Source organism: Bradyrhizobium sacchari (assembly GCF_002068095.1).
In the GTDB taxonomy this organism is placed as follows: domain Bacteria; phylum Pseudomonadota; class Alphaproteobacteria; order Rhizobiales; family Xanthobacteraceae; genus Bradyrhizobium; species Bradyrhizobium sacchari.
The window spans coordinates 53,708-69,385 of the sequence record NZ_LWIG01000054.1 but is presented as its reverse complement, the minus strand read 5'-3'; the positions used below and the strand labels follow the sequence as shown (position 1 = coordinate 69,385).

The following is a 15,678-nucleotide window of genomic DNA, read 5'->3' as shown; positions in this document are numbered from 1 at the left end:
AGATCCTTGATGAAGGTCAAAGCGCCCCGCGCAATTGCGCATTCGCCGCGCCGAGCAGCCAGTCCGACGTGCCCGGAGACGATCCTTGGGACGATCCTTGAGACGATCCTTGGGGCTCGCAACCCCGGCGCCTGAGCTCGGCATGGGCGAACAATTCCGCCAGCTTCGGCTCGTTGCCGGAGGTCAGCAGCGTCAGCCGGTTCAGCATGCAGGCGATCGCCGCGCGCCGGGCCGGCAGGGTGTCGCCCTGGCAGGCGAAGCCGGAGATCTGCAGCGCCGGCTCCTCGCTGCGCTTGAGGTAGCCGAGGCAGGCCGCCTTCGCCGTGCCCGTCGGCCGGAACAGGGCGACGGGGCCGAATTTGGTGTCGATCAGGCCGGCCTGCTCGAGCGGTGTGTCCGCAGCCAAACCCATCTGGAGAGCGAGGTCTGCCGCCGCCGGGCGCGCCACGTCGAATTCGCCGCCCTCCCGGTAGATCTCGAGCTGCGCTACGGGCTTGTCCGCCTCGCTCGCCCAGCGCATTACGTCCTTGCGGCCGCCTTCGGGATGCCGGAGGATGGTGTAAGTAGCTGTTTTCTCTGCTGAATCGAGCCGGCTGAGGGCGAAGGCCGGGTGCGAGCGGTCGGCCACGCTCCAGCCCGGCACTGATGCAGGCTCGTCGTCGCGCAAGGCAGGCAGCTGATTGAGTGCCGCGAGGCCCAGGATGGCAAACAGCGCCAGCGCCCCCACATAGGCGAACAGGCGCGCCACCGTACCGACCACCTCGTCGGCGAAGGCTGCGAGCGCCAGATGGATCTGGGTGGGAGTTTCGGCCGTCCTGGCCTCAGGCGACTGCATCCACGGCCTTCGGGCATGGTCCAACGTTGTCTTGAGGCCGGTTCTCGCATAGAAGCGCTGCTCTTCCTGTTTAAGCGTCAGCTTCAGGAACGGGCTTTTTCATCGGAGAGTGAACGATGGGTTACAAAGTCGCAGTCGTCGGCGCGACCGGCAATGTCGGACGGGAAATGCTCAATATCCTCGATGAGCGCAAATTCCCCGCGGACGAGGTCGTGGCCCTGGCATCGCGCCGCAGCGTCGGCGTCGAGGTCTCCTATGGCGACCGCACCCTGAAGGTCAAAGCGCTCGAGCATTACGACTTCTCCGACGTCGACATCTGCCTGATGTCGGCGGGCGGCTCGGTGTCGAAGGAATGGTCGCCGCAGATCGGCGCCGCCGGCGCGGTCGTGATCGACAATTCCTCGGCCTGGCGCATGGACCCGGACGTGCCGCTGATCGTGCCCGAGGTGAACGCGGCCGCGACCGAAGGCTTCAAGAAGAAGAACATCATCGCCAACCCGAACTGCTCGACGGCGCAGCTCGTGGTCGCGCTGAAGCCGCTGCACGACAAGGCCGGCATCAAGCGCGTCGTGGTCTCGACCTATCAATCGGTGTCGGGCGCCGGCAAGGACGCGATGGACGAACTGTTCTCGCAGACCAAGGCCGTCTACACCAATGACGAGCTGGTCGCGAAGAAATTCCCCAAGCGCATCGCCTTCAACGTCATCCCCCACATCGACGTCTTCATGGAGGACGGCTACACCAAGGAAGAGTGGAAGATGATGGCGGAGACCAAGAAGATCCTTGATCCCAAGATCAAGCTTTCCGCGACCTGCGTGCGCGTGCCCGTGTTCGTCGGCCACTCCGAAGCCGTCAACATCGAGTTCGAGAATCCGATCAGCGCGGACGAAGCCCGCGAGATCCTGCGCAAGGCGCCCGGCTGCCTCGTCATCGACAAGCAGGAGCCCGGCGGCTACGCGACGCCCTATGAAGCCGCCGGCGAGGACGCGACTTACATCAGCCGCATCCGCGAGGACGCGACGGTGGAGAACGGTCTCGTTCTGTGGTGCGTCTCCGACAACCTTCGCAAGGGCGCGGCCCTCAACGCGATCCAGATCGCGGAAGTCCTGATCAACCGCAAGCTGATCACCGCGAAGAAGAAGGCAGCGTAGACCGTCGCCCTCTCCGCTCGTCGTCCCGGATCTGCGCTTGCGCCTGTCCGGGACGAGGATCTCGTTTGACGCGCCAGTTTACGAAGCCGCTCAAGCCTCGCCGTGCGCGTTCCGAAATTCCTTCGCGACCTTGTCCAGCACGAACAGCGATCCCTCCGCGACGCCGAAATAGGCGCCGTGGGTCTGCATCTGGCCGGCATCCACGGCCTTGCGCACGAACGGGAACGTCATCAGGTTTTCCAGGCTGCGGAACACCGCGGCCTTCTCGATGCGTTCGACGAACTGCGCCATGCTCTCGTGGTCGCGCTGCTCGACCACCTCGCCGGGCTTGATGAACATCTGCATCCATTTGCCGATGAAGTCGCCGGGCGTCAGCGGTTCGATCTTGTCGACGAAGGCGCGGATGCCGCCGCATTGCGCGTGGCCGAGCACCACGATGTGCTTCACCTTCAGCACCGTCACCGCATATTCCAGCGCCGCCGACACGCCATGCGCGTTGCCGTCGGGCTGATACACCGGAACGAGGTTGGCGATGTTGCGCACGACGAACAATTCGCCCGGCCCGACATCGAAGATCACCTCGGGCGAGACGCGGCTGTCGCAGCAGCCGATCACCATCACTTCCGGCGACTGCCCCTTCACCGACAGCTCGCGGTAGCGGGTTTGCTCGGTCGGTAGCCGCTGGGTGGCGAAGGCCTTGTAGCCTTCCAGCAAATGCTTAGGGAATGTGATCATGGCCTATGCCTAACCATAGAGCCCGGGAACGAACAAGCCTTTCGAATAGGCAGGCCAGGTGCTATCGGCATCGACCAGAGAGACGAGGCAACTGGAAGGAACGATCGCATGACCCGCCCGCGCCGCAGCCATCTGTTCATGCCCGGTTCCAACCCCCGCGCGCTGGAAAAGGCCAAAAATCTCTCCGCCGACGGCCTGATCCTCGATCTGGAAGATTCCGTCGCCCCCGAAGCCAAGGCGGTGGCCCGCGACGGCATCGCCGCCGCGATCGCGGCCCGGGGGTTCGGCAAGCGCGAGGTCCTGATCCGCACCAATGGCCTCGACACGCCCTGGTGGGCCGATGACGTCGCGATGGCGGCGAAGGCCTCGCCAGACGGCATCCTGGTTCCAAAAGTTTCAAGCATCGAAGATCTCGACGCGATCGGCCGCCGCCTCGCCGAGCTCGGTGCCGCGCCCACCGTCAAGGTCTGGGCCATGATCGAGACCGCGCGCGCGGTGCTGCATGCCGAGGAACTGGCCGCCGCCGGCCGCGATCCCGGGACGCGGCTGTCAGGCTTCGTGTTCGGCCCGAACGACATCTCGCGCGAGACGCGGATCCGGATGCTGCCCGGCCGCGCCGCGATGGTCCCGATGATCACCCACTGCATCCTGGCGACGCGCGCGCACGGTCTCGAGATCCTCGACGGCCCCTACAGCGACATCGCCAATCCCGACGGTTTCGCCACCGAATGCGCGCAGGGCCGCGACCTCGGATTCGACGGCAAGACGCTGATCCATCCCTCGCAGATCGAAGCCTGCAACGCCATCTTCACCCCGCCCGAGGAGGAAGTCGCGCGTGCGCGAAAGATCATCGCGGCGTTCGAATTGCCGGAGAACGCCTCGCGCGGCGCGATCCGTCTCGATGGCGCGATGGTGGAGCGCCTGCACGCTGACATGGCGCGGCGCACGATCGAGATCGCGGATGCGATCGCCGCGATGGGGAAGGGCTGAGGCGTCAATTCGAAACCGCCTCCGCGATCCCAGGCTTTGCTCTCTATCTTCCCGCCCGCGAAACCGCTTTGAATTCACCGCCTGCTCCGTCGGAGGCGACGATGGTGCGTTCCCGGGGCGGGGCATGGGTCCGATGCGGCGGCGCCAATTCCTGGCAATACATCCGATCGATATTGCGCTGCATGAGCGCATAACAATCGCATGCGACCCTCTCGAGTCGCGCCCGATCGATTTCGACAAACCCGCGCCCATCAGATGGGACGGCGCCGGCCTCACGCAGCTTGCTCATCGTCAGAGTCACGGTCGTCCGCCGCACCCCAACCAACTGCGCCAGCGTCTCGTGCGTCACCGGAAGCAGGTCCTCGGGAACGCGGTCGTGAAGCTGCAGGAGCCATCGCGCCATGCGGCCGTCCACCCGGTGCAGCGCGTTGCAAGCGGCGACGTGCTGGAGCTGCAAAAGCACGGCGCGGGCGTGGACCTGCACGACATTCCTGATGGCCGCGCTTTGCGCATGGGCCGCGCGGAATTTGGCGGCAGAGATCACCGATGCGGTGCCGGCGATGCGGGCAATCGCAGTTACCGATGAAGGCGACGGGCCGAGCACGGAGAACGAGGCCAAAGCGCCTTCTCGTCCCATCAAGGTGGTTGCGACCGTTTGCCCGTCCGGCATATCGAGCATGAAGGCGATGGCGCCGCTATGGGGAAAATAGACCGGGTCGAGATCGTCGCCCGATCGCACCAGGACGGCGTCGGGTTCGAACGAGACCCTCTGGAAGTGGGGAATGAGCAAACCGAGATCCGCCGGCGGCAGCGCCGCCAACAGCCGGTTCCCGAACTCCTTGCGATGGACGCTCACGATATCCCTTTGTGGACGAGTCCCCAATGAACGACGGGTACTATCTGTTTCATTTACCATGATTATCCGAAATACCAATTGTTCAACGGCAATGATCCAAACAGAGCAAATAGTCGAGATCAAGCACGGATAATTGCGGTGAGCTTTCCCGCATCCCCGTCGCGCAAACCGGATGCTGCATAAATCATACTATTGAGGCTCACTGCCGCCCGGCGAGGTGCGCGCAAAGTGGGAGCTCTGCTGTACGCCGCCGTGCGGCGCGAGGCGCGCAAGCGCCGCCTCGCTCAGATCGTCTGTCCGCCGGACACCTCGATCCGCTGCGCAGTGACCCAGCGGTTGTCGGGAGCGAGCAGGCTTGCGACCATCGGCCCGACGTCGTCGAGCACGCCGACGCGACCGAGCGCGGTCATTTGCGCGAACTGCCTGTTCAAATCCGGCATGTCCCGGACGGCGCCGCCGAGGAAGTCGGTCTCGATCGCGCCGGGCGCGACGACGTTGGCGGTGATGCCGCGATCGCCGAATTCCCTGGCCATGTAGACGGTCAGAACCTCGACGGCCCCCTTCGCGGCAGCGTAGGCCGAGAAGCCGGGGAAAGACACGCGCGTCAGCCCGCTGGAGAAGTTGATGATCCGGCCATTGTCGGCGAGCAGTGGCAGCAAGGCCTGCGTCAGAAAGAACGGTCCTTTGACATGCGTGCCGAACAGGGCGTCGAATTGCTGCTCCGTCGTCTCGGCGATCGCCGCCATTTCGCCTTGGCCGGCATTGTTGATGAGGTGGTCGAGCTTCTCCCTACCCCAACGCTCGGCGAGCGCGGATCGAACGCTTGCAGCGAAGGCGGGAAAGGTCGAAACGGAGGTGACGTCGAGCTCGAGCGCGATAGCCTGTCGGCCGAGCGCCTCGATCTCGGTGACGACGTCGCGGGCAGCTGCAGCGCCGCTGCGATAGGTCACGATCACGTCACCGCCGCGGCGCGCGATGGCGATCGCGGTGTTGCGGCCTAGGCCGCGACTGGCGCCGGTGACAAGGGAAATGGTGGGCATCGGTAGGTCCTCGAAGGGTTACGGTGCGGTCCTTCTGCCGGCGATCGATCATCCGGTGTTGCCGGATTCTCGGATCGTCTTGCCCAACACTCCCGAATACGGCGCGCGAGCGGTTTGCCCAAAACTCCTGTTTTCCTGCCCGATCCGCCGACCTGGATTGCCCGCAGGCCGAGCACGGCTTAGGATTGGCGCGTGACCGAAACGCTGCTCCAGATCGCCAGCCGTTATTCCGCAACTCACGCCGACGAAAAGGGCCTTGCGTCCACGCCTTTCGCCGGCATCTCGATCATCCGTGAGACGGCGCCGAGCGCACTCCAGTTTGCGATTTCCAAGCCTCTGGTCGCATTGGTGCTGCAAGGTGCCAAGCGTGTTGCGACCGGCCCCACGTCTTTCGATTTTGGTGCAGGCGATTCGCTGGTGATCGCGAGCGACGTGCCGACGGTCAGCCAGATCACGCGCGCCACAGCCGTCGCGCCCTATCTGGCGCTCGTTGTCGAGCTCGATCCTACCGTCATCGAGAGCTTGGTCGTCGAGATGGGTTCGGTCCCGTTCATTCCGTCCCGGCCGCTGCGCGTCGAGCCGACGGAGCAGGAGGTTGCAGACGCGGCGCTGCGGCTGCTGCGCCTGATCGACCGCCCCTCATCCCTGCCGATCCTGCAACGCCAGCTGGTGCGAGAGCTGCACTACTGGCTGCTGGCCGGCCGGCACGGCGGCGCCATCAGGGCGCTCGGCATTGCCGACAGCCATGCGCAGCGGATCGGCCGTGCGGTCGCGATCATTCGCGCCTTCTATGCCAAACCGCTGCGGATCGACCAGCTTGCCAAGGCCGCCGGCATGAGCCAGTCGGCGTTTCACCTGCACTTCCGCAGCGTCACGTCGCTGACCCCGCTCCAGTTCCAGAAACAGCTTCGCTTGATCGAAGCCCGTCGCGCGATGCTGGCCGACGGCGCGCAGATCGCGACGGCGGCGCATCGGGTCGGCTACGAAAGCGTCACGCAGTTCACGCGGGAATATTGCCGGCTGTTCGGCATGCCGCCAGGGCGTGACATGCGCGAGACGAAGCGGCGTATTGAATCGGCGGCGTGAAGAGTTCCCAATGGCGACGATTGACAGGATCTACATCCTCGACGGAGGCATTGCGGAGGTCGAAGACGGTTCGATCTATTCTCCCGGTATCAATGTCGGCGTCCCCATGACGCTGAGCTGCAATGCCTATCTCATCCGTCATCGCGGCGAGTGGCTGCTCTGGGACACGGGAATCGAGGATGAGCTCGCGAAGCATCCGGAAGGACGCATCATCGCGCATGGCATACGCGGCATCGTGCGCCGTCCCATCGCGGGCCAATTGGATGAAATCGGGGTGCGGCCCCGCGATATCAGCACGATCCTGCTTTCCCATGCGCATTTCGATCATATCGGAAATGTCGATCTGTTCGAAAATGCAAGATGGATCGCTCAGCGGGCCGAATTCGAGGCCATGTTCGGACCGGAGCCGGAAGAATTCGGCTACTCGCTGCAGCACTACAGGATGTTGAAAGAGCGGCCTTACGAGATCGTCGATGGTGACCACGACATATTCGGCGACGGCGCGGTGCGCATGATCTTCACGCCCGGCCATACGCTCGGGCATTGCTCGCTGATGGTGAGGCTGCCGCGGCGCGGCGCCGTGCTGCTGAGCGGCGACGTCGCGCACAATCGGGAGAACCTCCGGCACATGCGCGTGCCGTCCTTCAATGCGGACCAGCAGGCAACGGTCGCATCCATGGCCAAAGTGGTCGAGTTGCTTCGCGTCGAGAACGCCGAAATCTGGATCAATCACGACACCGCAGAGAGCGTCGAGCTACCTCACGCGCCGGATTGGATCGACTAACCGCGCCCGCCTCACCGCGGCGCGAGATCGGCGCGGTCGAGCGATTCCAGCGTCGCGGCGTTGGCGCAGTAGCCGTGATAGTTCTCCGCGGCGGTGCCCTCGGCGAGATCGCGGTCGCACACTCCCTTGTGATTGCAGAGCGAGCAGGTCCGCTCCATGTCGCGCAGCAGCAATGGCTGCGCCTGCCCGAGCCGCTCCGCGCTGATGCCGAGCTGCGCCAGCATCTTCGGCAGCTCGTCCGCGGCGTGCTTGCCGTGGCGGACCAGCTCTTCGAGATCGTCAGGTGCGATCCTGAGATCGGCCGCGATCCGGTCGAAATCGGCGCGGTCGAGCTGCCGCATCTCATTCATCTCGCGGCGATGCTTCAGCCAGTTGGCAAAGGTCTCGATGAGATCCTGAACGATGGGATAAGGCCTGCTTGCCGTGCTCATGCGAGGCTCCTCTTGGGGTCGTGGAATTGGAGTCAGATTAGGCACAATGGTGCAGGAGCGCGTTGCGCTGGATCAAACTGGGAATTGTTGGAGGTGTGGCGCTTTGGTGGTTGATCTCGTGTCCCGGACGCGCTGCAGCGCGAAACGCTGCTGCGCTGAGCCGGGACCCAGCAATGCGGCGAGATGCGCCTCTGCGGAGCTCACCGTAGCGCGTCGAAGACGCGCGTAAACGCGCTTATGGCGCCGCACCGCGTCCGGGGCACGAGGGGGCTACGCAAACCGCTCCGTCGCCCAGGCATACAGGCTGCCCGGTATGGGCTTCTCGCCGCCACGGCCCTTGGGTGAGATGTGCAGACCGATGATCTCGGGGTTGGTGACGAGGCCGAGATAGCTCGAGGGGTCGAAAAACAATTTCGGCTCGGCATGCACGGCGTAGAACGACTGCTTCGGCAGTGCGCAGCTCAATTCACCGGTGCGGCGCGCGAGCGCGGTCAGCGCCGCTGGCCCGAAGATTGCGATGCGAATATCGGCGAGCCGGTTCGAGCCGCCGCGCAGGCGGCGCATCGCAAACGTGATGCGGTGGCGCAGTGACAGCCAGTTCGGCGTCAGTTCCTCCTGCTCCATCAGCTCTTCGAACGCACGCACGATGCCGTGCTCAGGCGGCAGGTAGAGCACTGAATTGCCGAGCTGGCGCGGCCGTTCCCAGGCGAAGTAGGGCTTTGCCGGATCGATCTCCACGGGCTTCAAGAGCAACACGTCGGCATCGAGCCAGAGGCCGAGGCGCTTCGCCATCAGCTTCATGCGGAAGAAATCGCTGAACTGCAGCGTGGTCCAGTCGCGCCAGCTGCCGTCCGGCTGCGGCGGCCGCAACCGCTCGGAGAACGCATGCGGCAGGATCGCTTCGGCCTCGGCATTCTCGACGCCCGCCGGCAGGTCGGGAATGGGGTCGAAGCTGTAGACCGTGACCTTGTGCCCGGCAGCCAGCTGCGAGCGCAGACAGGTCTGGCGCAGCGCATCCATCGGGCCATGCCAGAAGGTGACGATCTCGGGCAGCATGCGTGCAGCTATACGGGATAAGCAAGGCAAAGAAAAAGCCCCGGCGCCGACAGCGCCGGGGCTCGAACGAAGATCTTGAATCAGGCCCAGGCGCGCTCGCGCTTGAGCTTGTCCTCATAGGTGTCGATCGAGGCCTTCTTCTCCATCGTGAGACCGATGTCGTCGAGGCCGTTGATCAGGCAGTGCTTGCGGAACGGGTCGATCTCGAACTTGACCTTGCCGCCGTCGGGACCGCGGATCTCCTGGTTCGGCAGGTCGATCGTCAGCGTCGCGTTGGCGCCGCGCTCGGCGTCGTCGAACAGCTTGTCGAGGTCTTCTTGGCTGACGCGGATCGGCAGAATGCCGTTCTTGAAGCAATTGTTGTAGAAGATGTCGCCGAACGAGGTCGAGATCACGCAGCGGATGCCGAAGTCGAGCAGCGCCCAGGGTGCGTGCTCGCGGCTCGAGCCGCAGCCGAAATTGTCGCCGGCGACCAGCACCTTCGCATTGCGATAGGCGGGCTGGTTGAGGACGAAATCCGGGTTCTCGCTGCCATCGTCCTTGTAGCGCTGCTCGGAGAAGAGCCCCTTGCCAAGGCCGGTGCGCTTGATGGTCTTGAGGTACTGCTTCGGAATGATCATGTCGGTGTCGACATTGATGATCTTCAGCGGCGCCGCGACGCCTTCCAGCGTGGTGAACTTGTCCATGGTTGCGCTTTCCCGGGGGTGGTTCAGGGAAGGTGTATTTATCGCGGTCGGGGCCGGAATCCTAGGCCGAATTCGGCAGATCTGCCTTACCTCTCCCGCTTGCGGGAGAGGTCGCGCCGGAGGCGCGGGTGAGGGCTCTCTCCTCTAGGAGATTGTCCCGTTGCGGAGACACCCTCTCCCCGGCCCTCTCCCGTGAGCGGGAGAGGGAGCGCGCCGTCCTAGGCGCTCTAGTCTGCCTTGGCCTCAATCGCCGCCATATCGTCGTCCGAGAGGCCGAAATGGTGGCCGATCTCGTGGATCAGGACGTGGCGGACGATGTGGCCGAGGCTCTCGTCGTGCTCGGCCCAGTAGTCCAGGATCGGCCGGCGGTAGAGCCAGACCATGTTGGGCAGCCGCGCCACGTCGCCAAAACTCTGCTGGGGCAAGCCGACGCCCTGGAACAGGCCGAGCAGGTCGAACTCGCTCTCGCATTCCATCTCGTCCAGGACCTCCTCGGTCGGGAAGTCGTCGACGCGGAGGATCACGCCCTCGCAGAGCTTTCGAAACTCCGCCGGCAGGCGCTCGAACACGTCATGGGCCATCGCTTCCATCTCGGCCAGCGAGGGTGCTTTCAATTCCGTCCACATGAGCCTCTCTTAACGCGGGTTTCGTGGCGATGCATCCCGCTATATAGGATTGGCCTAAGAAGGAGCGTTGACGTCGCGCGCGAAAACGGGGAGCGTACGGCGCATCAAGGGGTTGGCAGGGGTCAGTGGTGATGTGATGCGGGCGGGAACAGCGGTACCGGTTCTACTGTGCATGGGGTTGTTTTCGACGTTTTTTGTTGGCGCCCAGGCCAATGCTCAAGCCAATGCCCAAGCCAATGCTCAAGCGCAGAAGGCTGCTCCCGAGATCCGGGTGGCCCAGGCGGCCACGCTCGATGACGTTCCCCCGCCGCGCAAGCGGCGCCCTGCGCGCCTGCGGGTCACGCCCTACTACACCCCTGATGGCGTCTATCCCCGCTACAATCCGGGCCCCGACGCGGTCCGCGAGTGCAATGCCACCTATGTGCAGGAATACAGGCCGAGCGGCACGGTGATCGTGCCGCGTATGAGCTGCTACTGGCGCCGGGGTTGAGGCCCGCGCCGGCGCGCAACGCGGTGGCCTCGTGAGGATCGTCATGGCGAGATGGATTGCACTAGCCCTTGCCGTTGCGCTTGCCGCCGGCCTTCCTCGCGCGACTGCGGCGCCAAGATCTGCTGCGCCACGAGTGACTGTGCCTGAGGCCTCGGCGGGGATCGCGATTTTCGATGTGCGGCGACACGCGCGAACCCATGACGTCGTGCCGCCTGCCGTGCGCCGTGATCCGCGCTACTACGTGCGGCCGGTCTACTACCGTCCTTATCCCTACGGCGTGCCCGCACCCTTCGTCTTCGGCTACGGCCCGTTCTGGTGATCCGCTAGCCGGGCGCAAATCCCTTCACCAGCAGCACCGTCGCCCGCGCGCCCGCCTTGCGGTCGCGCGAGATGTCTTCGTATTCGGGCGAGTTCGAGAACGCGAGGAATGCGGCTTCGTCCGGAAACGACATCAGGACAAGCTTGTCATGCGGCCATGCGCCTTCGAACACGCGTGGACGTTCATCGGCGGCGAGCAGCCGTCCGTTGTACTTCCTGAACACGTCGAAGAACCGCGCCTGATAGCGGTCATAGGCGGCGCGGTCCGTCATCTTCAATTGCGCAATCGCGTAGACGGTCATTGCAAGGATTCCTCGGGCCGCGACGTCGCGTCGCTCGGCAAGCTCGTTCATTCATAGCGCGTTCACGTCGCTGTCCGTAATTTAATCTCGGGAGCGACTGCAAATGAACAGCGACGGCGCGAGACGCTGCGCCGCAATGCCGCTGTTCACATTCAGGGAGGAATCCATGCTGAGGAGTTTGGGTGTCAGGGCAGGCCCGATGCGCCTGCTCGGGATTGCGGCCGCCGCGACGCTGATGCTGTCGAGCGGGAGCGCGCAGCGCGCTGAAGCGCTCACCTTGATCAATCCGGCGACGGCACCCGCGACCAAGGCTGCGGCCGACGATCTCGTCACGCAGGTTCGCCACGGCGGCGGCGGGCATGGTGGTGGCGGACATTTTCACGGCGGCGGTGGCTTCCGCGGTGGCGGAGGACATTTCGGCGGCTTTCGCGGCGGCGGTTTCCATGGTGGCGGCTTCCACGCCGCGCCGGCCTTCCACGGCGGCGGCATTCGCTACGGCGGATTCCGTCACTACGGCGGCTATCGCCACTGGGGCTATCGCCCTCATTACGGCTATCGCCACTTCCACCGGCGCTATTATTACAGCGGCTACTATCCCTACTACCACTATCCGCGGCGCTGCCGGATCATCTGGACCTATTACGGTCCACGCCGCATCTGCCGCTGGCACCATTGGCACCGCTGGCACTATCCGTACCGCTACTATTGGTGATCTGAGTTAGCACCGTCATTCCGGGGCGATGCGAAGCATCGAACCCGGAACCTCGAGATTCCGGGTTCGCCCTATGGGCGCCCCGGAATGACAGCGGATAGGAACGGCGCTCTTTAACTCAGAGCCAATCCCTCAGCTTCCACGACGATGCCTTCCAGCGCATCAAATTCTCGACCTTCCACTGCCGGAACATCGCCGGCGGCCAGCGGCTGAGCTTCGAGGTCTCCTCGACCTCGGGCCTGGCGACGACGCGAAGCGGCGTGGCGCGGCGGCGATGCTGGCGCGTCGCCTCGCTGATCAGATCGACATATTCAGGCTTGTTGGCCATGATTTGCGTCCTCGCGAACCGTCGCGAGGACGCAGTGTGGGCGGCGTCGATTAACGGCGGTTTGCCGCGATCGCTACAATTGCAGGAAGCGGCTCAGCGCCAGTCCCTGACGTCGACGAAGTGACCCGCGATCGCCGCTGCCGCCGCCATCGCCGGCGACACCAGATGCGTGCGGCCCTTGAAGCCCTGGCGGCCCTCGAAGTTGCGGTTCGAGGTCGAGGCGCAGCGCTCTTCCGGCTTCAGCTTGTCCGGGTTCATGGCGAGGCACATCGAGCAGCCCGGCTCGCGCCATTCGAATCCGGCCTTGATGAAGATCTTGTCGAGACCCTCGGCTTCCGCCTGCTCCTTCACGATGCCGGAGCCCGGCACGACCATGGCGTTGACGCTTGCCGAAACGGTCTTGCCCTCGGCAATCTTCGCTGCCGCGCGCAGATCTTCGATGCGGCCATTGGTGCATGAGCCGATGAAGACGCGGTCGAGCTTGATGTCGGTGATCTTCGTCCCCGCGGTCAGGCCCATATATTTCAGCGCGCGATGCTTGGAGATGCGCTTGGCCTCGTCCGCGATCTTGTCCGGATCAGGCACGATGCCGGTGACCGAGATGACGTCCTCCGGGCTCGTGCCCCAGGTCACGATCGGCGGCAGCTTGGCCGCATCGAGACGCAGCTCGTGGTCGAAATGCGCGCCTTCGTCGGAGCGCAGTTTCTCCCAATAGCGCATCGCCGCGTCCCAGGCCGCGCCCTTCGGCGACTTCGGACGGTCGCGCAGGAAGTCGTAGGCTTTCTGGTCGGGCGCAACGAGGCCGGCGCGGGCGCCGCCTTCGATCGACATGTTGCAGACCGTCATGCGGCCTTCCATCGAGAGCGCGCGGATCGCATCGCCCGCATATTCCAGCACGTAGCCGGTGCCGCCGGCCGTGCCGATCTCGCCGATGATGGCCAGGATGATGTCCTTGCCGGTCACGCCGTCAGGCAATTTGCCGTCGACGGTGACGCGCATGTTCTTGGCCTTCTTCTGGATCAGCGTCTGCGTCGCCAGCACGTGCTCGACCTCGCTCGTGCCGATGCCGTGCGCGAGCGCGCCGAACGCGCCATGCGTCGAGGTGTGGCTGTCACCGCAGACGATGGTGGTGCCGGGCAGCGTAAAGCCCTGCTCGGGGCCGATGACGTGGACGATGCCCTGGCGCTTGTCGAACTCGTTGTAATATTCGATGCCGAATTCCTTGGCGTTCTCGGCCAGCGCCTTGATCTGCTCGATGCTTTCAGGATCGGGATTCGGCTTGGTGCGGTCGGTGGTCGGCACGTTGTGGTCGACGACCGCGAGCGTCTTCTCGGGCGCATGGACCTTGCGGCCCGTGGCGCGCAGGCCTTCGAACGCCTGCGGCGAGGTCACCTCGTGCACCAGGTGGCGGTCGATATAGAGCAGGCAGGTGCCGTCATCGGCTTCGTGCACCAGATGGTCGTTCCAGATCTTGTCGTACAGGGTGGTCGGCTTGGACATGAGCGTCAGCTCCGAAGAATGTTGTGTAAGCGGATAGCGCGGCAGACCGCGCGGGCAACAAAATCGTCAGCGCAGCCTTTTAGGCTGCGCGGCTAAGCTCTGAGGTTGCCGAGGTCGCGAAGCGTCCGAAGAACCGGCCAGGCAGCCGCGAGCGATCGTCGATGACGATGCGCTGGACGAGGCCGAAGCTGGTCAGATCTGGAAACATTCTAGAAGCTATATAGCACGCGGAAGTTAAAGCGCGAGAGTTTCAGCTCGTCATTGCGAGCGCAGCGAAGCAATCCAGAAATGCATCCGCGGCGACAATCTGGATTGCTTCGTCGCAAGCGCTCCTCGCAATGACAGCGGAGCCAAACAAAAAAGCGCGGGGCCGAGCCCCGCGCTTTCGAAAGACTTGCCTGGTGGCGAAGCTTACTCGCCGACGGCCGCCTGGCGGTCCTGCTTCTCGACGATGCGGGCCGACTTGCCGCGCAGGTTGCGGAGGTAATAGAGCTTCGCACGACGCACCTTGCCGCGGCGTACCACCTTGATCGAGTCGATCATCGGGGAGAGCAGCGGAAACACGCGCTCGACGCCCTCGCCATAGGAGATCTTGCGGACGGTGAAGCTCTCGTTGAGGCCGCCGCCGGAACGGCCGATGCAGACGCCTTCATAGGCCTGCACGCGGGTGCGATCGCCTTCGACGACCTTCACGTTGACGATCACGGTGTCGCCGGGGGCGAATTCCGGGATTTCCTTGGTGGCAGAGAGCTTCTCGAACTGCTCTTTTTCAAGCTGTTGGATCAGGTTCATGGGGTAATCTCCATCGGCGCGCCCAGCCGCAGATCGGGGGCTGCGCGAAATTCGTCTATCCAGCTCTTGCGGATGTGGCCGCTCCTATAAGGCAAGCCGGAGCGTTTGTCACCCGTCTGTCTTGTTTTTTGGCGTTTTTTGGCGACGGGGCCGATTCGCCGGCTTGGGCGGGATTTGGGCCCATAAATCCGGCCGCCGGGCCTCTGTCAGGGCCTCGGATTGCGCCCGCCGCCAGCCGGCGACCCTGGCGTGGTCGCCGGAGGTCAGGATCTCCGGGATCGGAACCCCCTCGAACAGCTGTGGGCGGGTGTATTGGGGGTATTCGAGCAGGCCGTCGGAAAAGCTTTCCTCGGTTCCCGAGGCTTCCTTGCCCATCACCCCCGGCAGCAGCCGGACACAGGCGTCGATCAGGGCCAAGGCTGCGATTTCGCCCCCGGAGAGTACGTAATCGCCGATCGAGACCTCCTCCAGGCCCCTGGCGTCGATCACCCGCTGGTCGATCCCCTCGAACCGCCCGCAGACGATCAGCGGGCCGGGCCCCTGCGCGAGCTCAACCACGCGGGCCTGAGTCAATGGCCGCCCCCTGGGGCTCATCAGCAGGCGCGGCCGTTCCGGGCCGATCCCGGCGGCATCGATGGCCGCGGCCAGCACATCGGCCCGCAGCACCATGCCCGGCCCGCCGCCGGCAGGGGTATCGTCGACGCTGCGATGGCGATCGGTGGCGGAGGCCCGGATGTCCCGCGCCTCGATCTCCCAGAGCCCGCCAGCCAGTGCGCGGCCGGCGAGGCTCACGCCGAGCGGCCCCGGAAACATCTCCGGAAACAGCGTCAGCACCGTCGCGCGCCAGGGTGAGGGGGTGGTCATTCGATCTCAGTTCTCGTCATCCCGGCGAAGGCCGGGACCCATAGCCACCTCACTTAGTTGTGCGATGGCTGGAGCGATCAGCTTAGCGAAAAATTT

General features: G+C 64.5%; 20 protein-coding genes. 7 read left to right on the top strand and 13 right to left on the bottom strand.

Annotated elements, in window-relative coordinates; all coding sequences use genetic code 11:
* Window positions 1–16: 16 nt before the first annotated feature.
* On the bottom strand, window positions 17–835 hold the full coding sequence (locus A5906_RS34640; protein ID WP_080139601.1) for a hypothetical protein: 819 nt from the start codon (window positions 833–835) through the stop codon (window positions 17–19).
* Window positions 836–951: 116 nt separating this feature from the next.
* On the opposite strand from A5906_RS34640, the gene A5906_RS34635 reads away from it, so the two are divergent.
* On the top strand, window positions 952–1,986 hold the full coding sequence (locus A5906_RS34635; protein ID WP_080139600.1) for an aspartate-semialdehyde dehydrogenase: 1,035 nt from the start codon (window positions 952–954) through the stop codon (window positions 1,984–1,986).
* Window positions 1,987–2,076: 90 nt separating this feature from the next.
* On the opposite strand, the gene A5906_RS34630 is transcribed toward A5906_RS34635, so the two are convergent.
* Entirely contained in the window at window positions 2,077–2,721 is a 645-nt protein-coding gene (locus A5906_RS34630) for a carbonic anhydrase (protein ID WP_080139599.1), read from the bottom strand.
* 108 nt (window positions 2,722–2,829) lie between these two features.
* Between A5906_RS34630 and A5906_RS34625 the strand changes: the two genes are divergently transcribed.
* On the top strand, window positions 2,830–3,711 hold the full coding sequence (locus tag A5906_RS34625) for an HpcH/HpaI aldolase/citrate lyase family protein (RefSeq protein ID WP_080139598.1): 882 nt from the start codon (window positions 2,830–2,832) through the stop codon (window positions 3,709–3,711).
* 43 nt (window positions 3,712–3,754) lie between these two features.
* Here the strand turns inward: A5906_RS34625 and A5906_RS34620 are convergent, their stop codons facing one another.
* A complete protein-coding gene (locus A5906_RS34620; protein WP_080139597.1) occupies window positions 3,755–4,567 on the bottom strand; it encodes a Crp/Fnr family transcriptional regulator in 813 nt (270 codons plus the stop codon).
* A gap of 284 nt (window positions 4,568–4,851) precedes the next feature.
* Window positions 4,852–5,607, bottom strand: a complete 756-nt coding sequence (locus A5906_RS34615; RefSeq protein ID WP_080139596.1) for an SDR family NAD(P)-dependent oxidoreductase — start codon at window positions 5,605–5,607, stop codon at window positions 4,852–4,854.
* Window positions 5,608–5,799: 192 nt separating this feature from the next.
* Here A5906_RS34615 and A5906_RS34610 point away from each other — a divergent pair, with 192 nt between their 5' ends.
* Together A5906_RS34610 and A5906_RS34605 are read left to right on the top strand one after the other, a co-directional pair.
* The gene (locus A5906_RS34610; RefSeq protein WP_080139595.1) at window positions 5,800–6,693 is read left to right on the top strand and encodes an AraC family transcriptional regulator; all 894 of its coding nucleotides are present in this window, start codon (window positions 5,800–5,802) and stop codon (window positions 6,691–6,693) included.
* Between the two features lie 10 nt (window positions 6,694–6,703).
* Window positions 6,704–7,477 (top strand): N-acyl homoserine lactonase family protein, encoded by a 774-nt coding sequence (locus A5906_RS34605; protein WP_080139594.1) that lies wholly within the window; start codon window positions 6,704–6,706, stop codon window positions 7,475–7,477.
* An 11-nt stretch (window positions 7,478–7,488) separates the two neighbouring features.
* Here the strand turns inward: A5906_RS34605 and A5906_RS34600 are convergent, their stop codons facing one another.
* The 4 genes from A5906_RS34600 to A5906_RS34585 form a co-directional block, all read right to left on the bottom strand.
* Window positions 7,489–7,908 (bottom strand): hypothetical protein, encoded by a 420-nt coding sequence (locus tag A5906_RS34600; RefSeq protein ID WP_080139593.1) that lies wholly within the window; start codon window positions 7,906–7,908, stop codon window positions 7,489–7,491.
* Between the two features lie 270 nt (window positions 7,909–8,178).
* Window positions 8,179–8,964, bottom strand: a complete 786-nt coding sequence (locus tag A5906_RS34595; protein ID WP_080139592.1) for a hypothetical protein — start codon at window positions 8,962–8,964, stop codon at window positions 8,179–8,181.
* 80 nt (window positions 8,965–9,044) lie between these two features.
* Window positions 9,045–9,650 carry a 3-isopropylmalate dehydratase small subunit gene (gene leuD, locus A5906_RS34590; RefSeq protein WP_008539074.1) on the bottom strand — a complete coding sequence of 202 codons (606 nt, stop codon included), beginning with the start codon at window positions 9,648–9,650 and terminating at the stop codon, window positions 9,045–9,047.
* Between the two features lie 227 nt (window positions 9,651–9,877).
* Window positions 9,878–10,276 (bottom strand): metallopeptidase family protein, encoded by a 399-nt coding sequence (locus A5906_RS34585; RefSeq protein WP_080139591.1) that lies wholly within the window; start codon window positions 10,274–10,276, stop codon window positions 9,878–9,880.
* Between the two features lie 172 nt (window positions 10,277–10,448).
* Between A5906_RS34585 and A5906_RS34580 the strand changes: the two genes are divergently transcribed.
* Together A5906_RS34580 and A5906_RS34575 are read left to right on the top strand one after the other, a co-directional pair.
* Window positions 10,449–10,766, top strand: a complete 318-nt coding sequence (locus A5906_RS34580) for a hypothetical protein (RefSeq protein ID WP_080139590.1) — start codon at window positions 10,449–10,451, stop codon at window positions 10,764–10,766.
* Between the two features lie 133 nt (window positions 10,767–10,899).
* A complete protein-coding gene (locus A5906_RS34575; protein WP_347337629.1) occupies window positions 10,900–11,085 on the top strand; it encodes a hypothetical protein in 186 nt (61 codons plus the stop codon).
* Window positions 11,086–11,089: 4 nt separating this feature from the next.
* Here the strand turns inward: A5906_RS34575 and A5906_RS34570 are convergent, their stop codons facing one another.
* Window positions 11,090–11,386, bottom strand: coding sequence for a DUF1330 domain-containing protein (locus A5906_RS34570; protein ID WP_080139624.1), 297 nt, complete (start codon window positions 11,384–11,386; stop codon window positions 11,090–11,092).
* Between the two features lie 166 nt (window positions 11,387–11,552).
* Between A5906_RS34570 and A5906_RS34565 the strand changes: the two genes are divergently transcribed.
* The gene (locus tag A5906_RS34565; protein WP_080139623.1) at window positions 11,553–12,098 is read left to right on the top strand and encodes a hypothetical protein; all 546 of its coding nucleotides are present in this window, start codon (window positions 11,553–11,555) and stop codon (window positions 12,096–12,098) included.
* Window positions 12,099–12,216: 118 nt separating this feature from the next.
* Here the strand turns inward: A5906_RS34565 and A5906_RS34560 are convergent, their stop codons facing one another.
* The 4 genes from A5906_RS34560 to trmD all read right to left on the bottom strand — a co-directional run bounded on the left by A5906_RS34560 (window position 12,217) and on the right by trmD (window position 15,582).
* Window positions 12,217–12,426 (bottom strand): hypothetical protein, encoded by a 210-nt coding sequence (locus tag A5906_RS34560; RefSeq protein WP_080139588.1) that lies wholly within the window; start codon window positions 12,424–12,426, stop codon window positions 12,217–12,219.
* A 93-nt stretch (window positions 12,427–12,519) separates the two neighbouring features.
* Complete coding sequence (gene leuC / locus A5906_RS34555; RefSeq protein WP_080139587.1) at window positions 12,520–13,926, bottom strand: 3-isopropylmalate dehydratase large subunit; 1,407 nt, start codon at window positions 13,924–13,926, stop codon at window positions 12,520–12,522.
* A 411-nt stretch (window positions 13,927–14,337) separates the two neighbouring features.
* Complete coding sequence (rplS, locus tag A5906_RS34550) at window positions 14,338–14,718, bottom strand: 50S ribosomal protein L19 (RefSeq protein WP_018643929.1); 381 nt, start codon at window positions 14,716–14,718, stop codon at window positions 14,338–14,340.
* 108 nt (window positions 14,719–14,826) lie between these two features.
* Entirely contained in the window at window positions 14,827–15,582 is a 756-nt protein-coding gene (trmD, locus tag A5906_RS34545) for a tRNA (guanosine(37)-N1)-methyltransferase TrmD (protein ID WP_080139586.1), read from the bottom strand.
* Window positions 15,583–15,678 lie beyond the last annotated feature (96 nt).

What these genes read in the sequence shown, in the direction of transcription:
- A5906_RS34640 (WP_080139601.1), bottom strand. Translation starts at nt 835, where the DNA reads ATGCAGTCGCCTGAGGCCAGGACGGCCGAAACTCCCACCCAGATCCAT.
- A5906_RS34635 (WP_080139600.1), top strand. Translation starts at nt 952, where the DNA reads ATGGGTTACAAAGTCGCAGTCGTCGGCGCGACCGGCAATGTCGGACGG.
- A5906_RS34630 (WP_080139599.1), bottom strand. Translation starts at nt 2,721, where the DNA reads ATGATCACATTCCCTAAGCATTTGCTGGAAGGCTACAAGGCCTTCGCC.
- A5906_RS34625 (WP_080139598.1), top strand. Translation starts at nt 2,830, where the DNA reads ATGACCCGCCCGCGCCGCAGCCATCTGTTCATGCCCGGTTCCAACCCC.
- A5906_RS34615 (WP_080139596.1), bottom strand. Translation starts at nt 5,607, where the DNA reads ATGCCCACCATTTCCCTTGTCACCGGCGCCAGTCGCGGCCTAGGCCGC.
- A5906_RS34605 (WP_080139594.1), top strand. Translation starts at nt 6,704, where the DNA reads ATGGCGACGATTGACAGGATCTACATCCTCGACGGAGGCATTGCGGAG.
- A5906_RS34600 (WP_080139593.1), bottom strand. Translation starts at nt 7,908, where the DNA reads ATGAGCACGGCAAGCAGGCCTTATCCCATCGTTCAGGATCTCATCGAG.
- A5906_RS34595 (WP_080139592.1), bottom strand. Translation starts at nt 8,964, where the DNA reads ATGCTGCCCGAGATCGTCACCTTCTGGCATGGCCCGATGGATGCGCTG.
- leuD (WP_008539074.1), bottom strand. Translation starts at nt 9,650, where the DNA reads ATGGACAAGTTCACCACGCTGGAAGGCGTCGCGGCGCCGCTGAAGATC.
- A5906_RS34585 (WP_080139591.1), bottom strand. Translation starts at nt 10,276, where the DNA reads ATGTGGACGGAATTGAAAGCACCCTCGCTGGCCGAGATGGAAGCGATG.
- A5906_RS34580 (WP_080139590.1), top strand. Translation starts at nt 10,449, where the DNA reads ATGGGGTTGTTTTCGACGTTTTTTGTTGGCGCCCAGGCCAATGCTCAA.
- A5906_RS34570 (WP_080139624.1), bottom strand. Translation starts at nt 11,386, where the DNA reads ATGACCGTCTACGCGATTGCGCAATTGAAGATGACGGACCGCGCCGCC.
- A5906_RS34565 (WP_080139623.1), top strand. Translation starts at nt 11,553, where the DNA reads ATGCTGAGGAGTTTGGGTGTCAGGGCAGGCCCGATGCGCCTGCTCGGG.
- A5906_RS34560 (WP_080139588.1), bottom strand. Translation starts at nt 12,426, where the DNA reads ATGGCCAACAAGCCTGAATATGTCGATCTGATCAGCGAGGCGACGCGC.
- leuC (WP_080139587.1), bottom strand. Translation starts at nt 13,926, where the DNA reads ATGTCCAAGCCGACCACCCTGTACGACAAGATCTGGAACGACCATCTG.
- rplS (WP_018643929.1), bottom strand. Translation starts at nt 14,718, where the DNA reads ATGAACCTGATCCAACAGCTTGAAAAAGAGCAGTTCGAGAAGCTCTCT.
- trmD (WP_080139586.1), bottom strand. Translation starts at nt 15,582, where the DNA reads ATGACCACCCCCTCACCCTGGCGCGCGACGGTGCTGACGCTGTTTCCG.